This window comes from Neobacillus sp. (assembly GCF_031988165.1).
GTDB classification, from domain to species: Bacteria; Bacillota; Bacilli; order Bacillales; family Cytobacillaceae; genus Neobacillus; species Neobacillus rhizosphaerae.
This window is the reverse complement of sequence record NZ_DALZYO010000011.1, coordinates 1-8864: the sequence shown is the minus strand read 5'-3', so window position 1 is coordinate 8864 and position 8864 is coordinate 1. Positions and strand designations below refer to the sequence as shown.

The following is an 8864-nucleotide window of genomic DNA, read 5'->3' as shown; positions in this document are numbered from 1 at the left end:
ACGAAGCGCAGCATGAGGCAAAGCTATCTAATTTACATATACCTTTGTTTGCTTCGCTGGTATTAAAATCCAACTGGGAAATTCCCTCCTTTAAGCTGGAATATGAAGTCCTTATTGACTCAGAGTCCATCAAGATTGATGATCTAGTTTTGACAGTTTGGACGAAGTCATTTTTTTCAAGCTTGAATAAGGCAATCGAGGCCTTTCAAGAAAATCATTTATCCATTACAATTGAACCGCAATCTGAGGGAGTTCGTTTCTTTTTTGATTTTAGCGGAATAATAAAACACAAGGAACAGCTTGAAGAATTTCTTACTGACCAAAATCAATCCTTGGATTTGCTGGTCAAGGAATTCACCGAAAGTGAACTCGCACTAGAAGTGTTTATGCCAGTTTTATAGTACCGGTGTAACTTCGATTCATCAGTTGATTTCCTAGTGCAAACGGGAGGAATAAGATGTTTGTCGATCAGGTCAAAATTTATGTAAAAGGCGGCGACGGCGGCAATGGTATGGTCGCGTTTCGTCGTGAAAAATATGTTCCAAAGGGTGGTCCTGCCGGCGGCGATGGTGGTAAGGGTGCCAATGTTGTTTTTGAAGTAGCCGAAGGCCTAAGGACGTTAATGGATTTTCGTTATCAGCGCCATTTCAAGGCGCCGCGTGGTGAGCATGGTATGTCCAAAAATCAGCACGGTAAAAATTCAAAGGATATGATCGTCAAGGTTCCACCTGGTACGGTGGTTATTGATGCGGATACACAAGAAGTGATTGCTGATTTAGTAGAGCATGAACAACAGGCGATTATTGCAAAGGGCGGCCGCGGCGGCCGAGGAAATTCTCGCTTTGCTACTCCGGCAAATCCAGCTCCAGAGTTGTCTGAAAACGGTGAGCCTGGTCAAGAGCGTGATGTCATCCTTGAATTAAAGCTGCTAGCTGATGTTGGTCTTGTAGGTTTCCCGAGTGTTGGGAAGTCGACCCTGTTGTCAGTTGTTTCTTCAGCAAAGCCAAAGATTGCTGAATATCATTTTACTACGATTGTTCCCAATCTTGGCATGGTAGAAACAGAGGATGGCCGAAGCTTTGTCATGGCCGATCTTCCAGGGTTAATTGAAGGGGCAAGTGAAGGCGTTGGTCTAGGCCATCAATTTTTACGGCATATTGAACGGACAAGAGTCATTGTCCATGTGATTGATATGGCGGCAATGGAAGGCAGAGATCCGTTTGAGGATTTCCTAACCATTAATAAGGAATTAAAAGAGTATAACCTACGCTTAACCGAGCGGCCGCAAATTATTGTTGCTAATAAGATGGATATGCCGGATGCCGAGGAAAACTTGCAAAAGTTTAAGGAGCAGCTTAATGAGGATTATCCGATTTTTCCAATCTCTGCAGTGACAAGAAAAGGGCTACGTGAGTTACTGTATGCGGTAGCGGATAAGATTGAGGAAACACCGGAATTCCCGCTTGAACATGAAGAAGAGGAAACCGGCATCCATCGCGTTCTTTACAAGCATGAGGCTGATCCAGAAGCGTTCACGATTACAAGAGAACCAGATGGATCGTTTGTAGTCTCGGGTGAAAAAGTTGAAAAGCTATTTAAGATGACAGACTTTTCAAGAGAAGAATCTGTCCGCCGTTTCGCACGCCAGTTACGTGGACTTGGAGTTGATGATGCTCTAAGACAAAGAGGAGCTACAGACGGAGATATCGTGAAATTATTGGAATTCGAATTTGAATTTATTGAGTAAGATTTCGGATGAGATTGAGTAAGGTTTCGGATGAGATTGAGGTAGGTAGATAAAAATGGACAACGTTGATAAAAAGTTTTATTTGGTTCGTGAGGATGTTTTGCCAGAAGCGATGCTGAAAACCATTGAAGTGAAAGATATGTTGGAACGAGGCAAGGCAGAATCGATTGCCGTTGCTACTCAGAAGGTTGATTTAAGCAGAAGTGCCTATTATAAATACAGAGACACTGTTTTTCCTTTTTCAACGATTAAGAAGGAAAAATTGATATCGCTTTTCTTTCATTTGGAAGATCGCTCGGGTACACTGTCTAATTTGTTAAGTGTTGTTGCTGCGTCTGGTGGTAATGTGTTAACCATCCACCAAACGATTCCATTGCAAGGCAGAGCAAATGTGACACTATCCTTAAACACTTCGAATATGACGGTGGAAATTGATCATTTACTGACAGAACTTAAAAAGCTTGAATTCGTAGAGAAGGTAGAAGTGCTGGGAACAGGTGCATAGTGAACAGTTTGTTCATTATGTAGAGCTGTTCTCAGCTTTCTTTTTACAATAAAAGAGGAGTGGAGAAGGAATGAAAGTCGGTTTTTTAGGACCAAAAGCAACATTTACCGAACTTGCGGTAAAAAAGGTCTTTCCAGGATACGAGCTTGAGCCGTATCAAACGATTCCTGAAAGTATGGATGCCATAGTGAATAAAGAAGTAGACCTTGCAGTAGTTCCTGTCGAAAATGCTCTTGAAGGCTCCGTGAATATTACACTTGATTATTTAACCCATGTCGTGCAAATTCCGATCGTTGGGGAAATCACGCTCCCAATCAAACAGCATTTGTTGGTACACCCAGCTAATAAGGACAATTGGCAGAAGGTAAGCCGGGTATATAGCCATTCTCATGCCATTGCCCAGTGCCACAAGTTCTTACATACTCGTTATAAAGGGGTGCCAATTGAGAGTGTGTCATCAACAGCGGCAGCGGCGAAGTTGGTAATGGAGCATCCCGAAACGAATGTAGCAGCGATTGCAAATGAATTGGCGGCGAAGGAGTATGGGCTGGATATTGTCCAAAAAGATATTCATGATTTCCATTATAACCATACTAGCTTTTTCGTTCTATCAGAAATGAACCTGGATTTTGAATCTATTACAAGTTCCTCTCATTACAAAACAACGCTCATGGTTACACTACCTTCGGACATGGCAGGAGCTCTCCACCAAGTGTTATCAGCTTTTGCTTGGCGAAAAATAAACCTGTCAAAAATTGAATCAAGGCCAATGAAAACAGGGATTGGTAATTACTTTTTCATCATTGACTTAGAAATGAAGCTCGATGAGGTGTTGATACCTGGGGCGATCGCAGAGCTTGAGGCATTGGGCTGCGGTGTGAAAATACTAGGCAGCTATCCATCGGTTATGGTGTAAAAGAAAAGGACCCAGTCAAGTGCCGGGTCCTTTTACTATTCAATCAAAAAGCCTTCATCTCTTAAGGCTGCTTCCGCTTTATCTAATACTTTTGTGTTTGATGCTGAAATGGTATGAAGGTGGATGCCATCTGTTAACTCTGATAATAACGAGGCTTTTGATTTTTGAATGCTTTCCAAGAATTGTTTCACCTCTTGGCGATTTGAAACCATGATCGATGCCGTCAAATCGCCGTAAACCGAGTGTTCAATTTTTACGTCCTTCACCAGTACACCATGGTCAACTAGCAAATTAAGTTCTTTCTCTGTGTCCTTAGGTGTATGTCGGCAGGCAATCGTTTTTTCGATTGTAGGAGTGCCGGTGTTTTGCTTTAAGTACACATAGCCTTGACTCGTTGCGATAATCGGTTCATTTCTTGCTTTAAGCAGTGTAATATCCCCGACAATGACTTGTCTACTTACATTCGTTCTAGTTGCTAGCTCGCTACCCGTTAGTGGTTCAAGGTTGTCTTTTAGCAGCTGTAATATGAAAGACCTCCTTTCCTCACCTAAAATTTTCTTTTGCTCAGTCATATGGTACCTCCTGATTTAATCTGTTGTTTTATTCTAGCATAAATTCCCCATTTTATATTGCTTTGTGATTTCAACAATATTCTCCCCAAGTCGAACAACATCCACGATCGTAGTGGAATTTCCAAAAGAGATTCGGATAAATCCCTTCGCTTCTTCATTATTTAAGCCTAATGCTTGTGTGACTTTTGCAGGGGTTTGCATGCCAATCTGACAGGCACTTCCGGTTGAAATTGCGTAACCTAAACGATTGCATTCTAACATCATCCATTGACCCTCGATTCCCAAAATCCTTAGACCTATGATACTCGGAAGCTGTGCCTCATCTTCAGATTGATAAATTGTTACCCAATCTTTTATCGGATTAAGCGCCTCAATAAAGGCTTTACGGAGTAACCGATACTTTTGATTGGCTTCAGCTAGTCCACGCCTGATTTTTTGTGCTGCTACCGTCATCGCCGCAATCGCAGGAACGTTCATGGTACCAGGCCTAAATCCTTTTTCGTGTGAACCTCCGGGGATAAATGGACACCAGGTTATGGTTGGGTCAATATAAACACCGCCAACGCCTTTTGGACCATATATTTTATGGCCGGAAAAAGAAAAGCTGCTGACTAAGGACGCGATTCTAGTTAAATCAATTTTTCCAATCGATTGAACAAAATCGCTATGAAAATGAATGTTTTGCGCTTTACAAATTTGCGCGATGTTCTCAATTGGTTGGATTGTCCCAATCTCTGAATTAACATGTTGAATGGTGATTAATACTGTTTCTGGTGTGATTGAATTTAATAATTTATCTTCGTCGATTAGCCCAGATGAATTAAGCGGAAGATAGGTGATATGATAATCAGTCAATCGATGGAGGACACCATGGATGGATGAGTGTTCAGCCATTCCTGTAATAATATGGTTCCCTTGCTTTTTAGGAGAAGACAATAGTGCCTCGATTGCTAAAAAATTACTTTCAGATCCGCCGCTTGTAAAAAACAGACCATTTTTGTCAATCCCTAAAAAGTTTGCCAATTCTTCACGACAATTTTCAAGTAAGACATGAGCTTGCCCACCGATGTCATGCAGGCTGCTCGAATTTCCAAAGTATCCAGTTGCCACTTTAACGTAAACTTCCGCCGCTTCAGAATCTAGTGGAGTTGTTGCCGCAAAATCAAAATATTTCATTACTATTCTCCAATATTCTCATTTATTTATTCCTAAATAACTACTTGTAAATAGTTTAAATCTATGTAAAGATATATGTCAAGACACCTGTTAATCCAGGAGGATCAAAATATGACTACTTATGATGTGTTAATAATTGGAAGTGGAATAGCTGCTTTACAGTTAGCTGTTCAATTAAATATGGATTTAAATGTGAGAATACTCACAAAGAAGAAAGTAAGAACGGCTAATTCGTATCTTGCCCAAGGTGGGATTGCAGCCGCAGTGGGCGCAGATGACCATCCAGCTAAACATATTGCCGATACGCTCGATGCGGGCAGGTTTCACAATAATCAAGATACAGTACAGCAAGTCATCAATGCTGCACCAGCCCTCATTAGAGACATGTCTCGACAAGGCGATTTTTTTGATAAAAACCCCAATGGAGAATTGCTTTTAGGAATGGAGGGAGCACATAGCGAGCATAGAATCGTTCATGGCGGCGGAGATGCAACCGGGAAAAATGTAATGGAATTTCTGATCAATTGTCTTAAGGAAAAGACATTTGTAGAAGAGAATGTCTACGCCTATGAATTACTGCTAAATTCCGAGAAGAATCGGTGTATTGGTGTGAAAGCAAAAGCGGTAGATGGAACGATACAAAGATTTTACGCTAGGCACGTTATTATCGCAACTGGCGGATGTGGTCAAATGTTCAGCTTTACTTCAAATGCCAAAACGGTAAGCGGTGAGGGGATTGCGATGGCCTATTTAGCTGGTGCGGAAATCGTCGATATGGAATTTGTTCAATTCCACCCTACTCTTTTATATATTAACGGGGAAACAAAGGGATTAATCTCTGAGGCAGTCAGGGGAGAAGGGGCGATTCTTGTTACCGACGACGGAACTCCCATCATGGAAGGCGTTCACCCCTTGAAAGATCTTGGTCCAAGGCATGTTGTTTCGCAAAGAATCTATGAATATCTTAGAAATGGACAAAATATTTTTTTAGATATTCGTAAAATCCCAGATTTTAATAAAAGATTTCCATCGATTACTGCTATTTGTGAGGCTAATGGAATTCGGTTATTGGATGGAAGAATTCCCGTTGCACCTGGAAGTCATTTTTTAATGGGGGGAATTAAAACTGATTTAATCGGTCGGACGACGATTGATGGGCTCTATGCAATCGGGGAAGCTTCCTGTACGGGATTGCATGGTGCCAATCGCTTAGCAAGTAATTCCTTATTAGAGGGACTTTATCAAGGGAAACAATTAGCGGAATGGCTTAATGAAGCACGAAAAGAAGCTCCAGCTCTGGAACCGATTCATTTGTATCATTCTGGAAAACAAGAGAAGGTTATTTTACCGGAAATGCATCAAATTAAGTCGTCGATGATGGAACGGGTTGGAATTGTTCGAAATGAAATGAATCTGAAAAGGCAGAAAGCTTGGTTAGATCAATTCAAGTCCGCTGAAATCAATTTAGATGCTTATTCCGCTAAGGATATGTCAAAAATTTTTATGCTGATTATCGCGAATCTCATTACAGATTCTGCCTTGAAGCGGACAGAAAGCCGTGGAGGTCACTTTAGAAGTGATTACCCGTTTGAAGACGACCATAATTGGCTAGGGAAATCTATCATTCATAAATATGATCAAGGAATGGAGAAGAATCATGAATGCATTGAAACTACGCTCGCTACTTGAGAAATTCTTTATCGAAGATATCGGAGAACAAGATATGACCACCGATTTGATCTTCTCGGATTCTACGAATGGAGAAATTGTTTTTCTTGCAAAAGATGATGGTGTATTTTGTGGCGAAGAAATTATTAAAATCGGTTTTCAACTGTTAAATAATGAAATCTCAACACAGGTTTTAGTGAAGGATGGAGAAACGATTAAAATCGGCCAACAGCTTGCGCTCGTCTCTGGAAAAATAGCTGACCTATTAAAAGGGGAAAGAGTGATCCTTAATCTTGTACAAAGGATGAGCGGAATTGCCACACTAACACAAAAGGCAGTGAACACCCTAAATAGCGATCATACGAAAATTTGTGATACGCGAAAAACGACGCCTGGACTGCGAATGCTTGAAAAATATGCTGTTCGTTGCGGTGGCGGCTTTAATCACCGTTTTGGACTATACGATGGTGTCATGATTAAAGATAATCATATTTCCTTTGCAGGCTCTATTTGGAGGGCTGTTGAAAGCGTCAGGAAAAATGCCGGCCATATGGTGAAAATTGAAGTTGAGGTTGAGACGGCAGAACAGGTGGTTGAGGCAGTTAATGCTGGGGTAGATGTGATCATGTTTGATAACCGCACCCCAGTGGAAATTAAGGAATTCATTAAATTAGTACCGTCTGGAATAATAACCGAAGCCTCTGGCGGAATTCAAGTAAGCAACTTGGCCGCATATGGGGATTTAGGTGTTGATTATATTTCCCTTGGATTCCTAACCCATTCAGTAAAAGCACTGGACATAAGCGTCAAAGTGAAATGGAACAAAGGAGAGGAATAAGATGAACATTTTAGCAACTTTGCAAAGAAATATAATGATTCCTGAAAAATACAAGCAGATGTCAAGTGAAGAGCTAGAAGACAGAGTAATTGACCTGAAAAAGCAACTTGGTTCACGGTTATTTATTCCAGGACATCATTATCAAAAAGATGAAGTGATTCAGTTTGCTGACGCAACAGGGGATTCATTAAAACTTGCGCAATTATCGGCTGCAAATACAGAAGCAGAATTTATTGTTTTCTGTGGTGTTCACTTTATGGCGGAAACAGCCGATATTTTAACAAGCGAGAACCAAAAGGTAGTTTTACCTGATATGCGCGCGGGCTGTTCGATGGCTGATATGGCGGATATTCAGCAAACGGAAAGAGCCTGGGGTAAGCTGCAAGCGATCTTTGGGGACACGATTCTTCCGTTAACCTATGTCAATTCGACTGCGGCGATTAAAGCTTTTGTAGGTGCAAATGGCGGGGCAACCGTAACCTCCTCAAATGCAGAAACAATGGTTAAGTGGGCATTTGAAAAAAAGGAACGAATTCTATTCTTGCCAGACCAGCATTTAGGACGGAATACGGCAGCAGATTTAGATGTAGGTTTAGATGAAATGGCCATTTGGAATCCAATTAATGACTCCCTAGAATATGAAGGCGATGTTTCAAAAATAAAAGTGATTCTCTGGAAAGGGCATTGCTCTGTACATGAAAACTTCACTGTTCAAAATGTAAGTGACATTCGTAGCCAATATCCAGACATGAACATCATCGTCCATCTCGAATGCCGTCGCGAGATTGTGGAATTGTCGGATAAGGCGGGATCAACAAGTTATATTATCAATGCGATTGAAAAGGCTGAGCTAGGTTCAGCATGGGCAATTGGCACGGAAATGAACCTTGTTAATCGTCTTATCAAAAATCATCCAGATAAACATATCATTTCGTTAAATCCGCATATGTGTCCGTGTTTAACGATGAACAGAATTGATCTGCCACATTTAGTGTGGAGCCTGGATACACTGGAAGAAACAAATAATATCATTAAAGTAAGTCCTGAGATTGCCAAGAATGCTAAATTAGCTCTTGAAAGAATGTTAACCATTTCATAATAACTCAAACTTCGCACCTAAATAACTTGGGAAAATCCTTGAGTTTGTTTGTATAGCCATTTTTTTATCATGTTCATTGACAAAAGCTCTAATGAATGAAAAAACATCATATCCATTGGAATTGTGAGGTTGACGAGAAATCACTACCACTAAGAAGACGTGTCTCCTATATGAGATCATAGTAAACAAAACAATCAACTACCAAAAGGATTATATTGTGTTTTCAGTTAATAAGAGATTCGTATTCGGACAGGGTGAAGGCCCAAAACGAAAAAGTGGTAACCAATGAAGACTATTGGTGACCGGAATCGAGGGGGAAACGAAAAAGTGGTAACCAATGAAG

9 protein-coding genes are annotated in these 8864 nt (G+C 40.9%); 7 read left to right on the top strand and 2 right to left on the bottom strand.

The window, feature by feature from the left end:
- The 4 genes from RTR43_RS08080 to pheA all read left to right on the top strand — a co-directional run.
- A partial coding sequence (locus RTR43_RS08080; protein WP_312470960.1) for a Spo0B C-terminal domain-containing protein occupies positions 1–401 on the top strand: 401 nt, incomplete at its 5' end.
- 56 nt (positions 402–457) lie between these two features.
- A complete protein-coding gene (obgE, locus tag RTR43_RS08075) occupies positions 458–1747 on the top strand; it encodes a GTPase ObgE (RefSeq protein ID WP_312470958.1) in 1290 nt (429 codons plus the stop codon).
- A gap of 55 nt (positions 1748–1802) precedes the next feature.
- Entirely contained in the window at positions 1803–2252 is a 450-nt protein-coding gene (locus tag RTR43_RS08070) for an ACT domain-containing protein (protein ID WP_248736507.1), read from the top strand.
- A gap of 70 nt (positions 2253–2322) precedes the next feature.
- Positions 2323–3168, top strand: a complete 846-nt coding sequence (pheA, locus tag RTR43_RS08065; protein ID WP_312470956.1) for a prephenate dehydratase — start codon at positions 2323–2325, stop codon at positions 3166–3168.
- 35 nt (positions 3169–3203) lie between these two features.
- Here the strand turns inward: pheA and RTR43_RS08060 are convergent, their stop codons facing one another.
- Both RTR43_RS08060 and RTR43_RS08055 read right to left on the bottom strand, forming a co-directional pair.
- Positions 3204–3740: a transcription repressor NadR gene (locus RTR43_RS08060; RefSeq protein WP_312470954.1), complete on the bottom strand. Its 537-nt coding sequence runs from the start codon at positions 3738–3740 to the stop codon at positions 3204–3206.
- Between the two features lie 33 nt (positions 3741–3773).
- The gene (locus tag RTR43_RS08055) at positions 3774–4916 is read right to left on the bottom strand and encodes an IscS subfamily cysteine desulfurase (RefSeq protein ID WP_312470953.1); all 1143 of its coding nucleotides are present in this window, start codon (positions 4914–4916) and stop codon (positions 3774–3776) included.
- 111 nt (positions 4917–5027) lie between these two features.
- Between RTR43_RS08055 and nadB the strand changes: the two genes are divergently transcribed.
- The 3 genes from nadB to nadA are packed head-to-tail and all read left to right on the top strand — an operon-like array spanning position 5028 to position 8521.
- Complete coding sequence (nadB, locus tag RTR43_RS08050) at positions 5028–6605, top strand: L-aspartate oxidase (protein WP_312470951.1); 1578 nt, start codon at positions 5028–5030, stop codon at positions 6603–6605.
- The gene (gene nadC, locus RTR43_RS08045; protein WP_312470950.1) at positions 6574–7422 is read left to right on the top strand and encodes a carboxylating nicotinate-nucleotide diphosphorylase; all 849 of its coding nucleotides are present in this window, start codon (positions 6574–6576) and stop codon (positions 7420–7422) included. The genes nadB and nadC overlap by 32 nt, the downstream gene beginning before the upstream one ends.
- Position 7423: 1 nt before the next feature.
- The gene (gene nadA, locus RTR43_RS08040; protein WP_312470948.1) at positions 7424–8521 is read left to right on the top strand and encodes a quinolinate synthase NadA; all 1098 of its coding nucleotides are present in this window, start codon (positions 7424–7426) and stop codon (positions 8519–8521) included.
- The last annotated feature ends 343 nt before the right edge of the window (positions 8522–8864 follow it).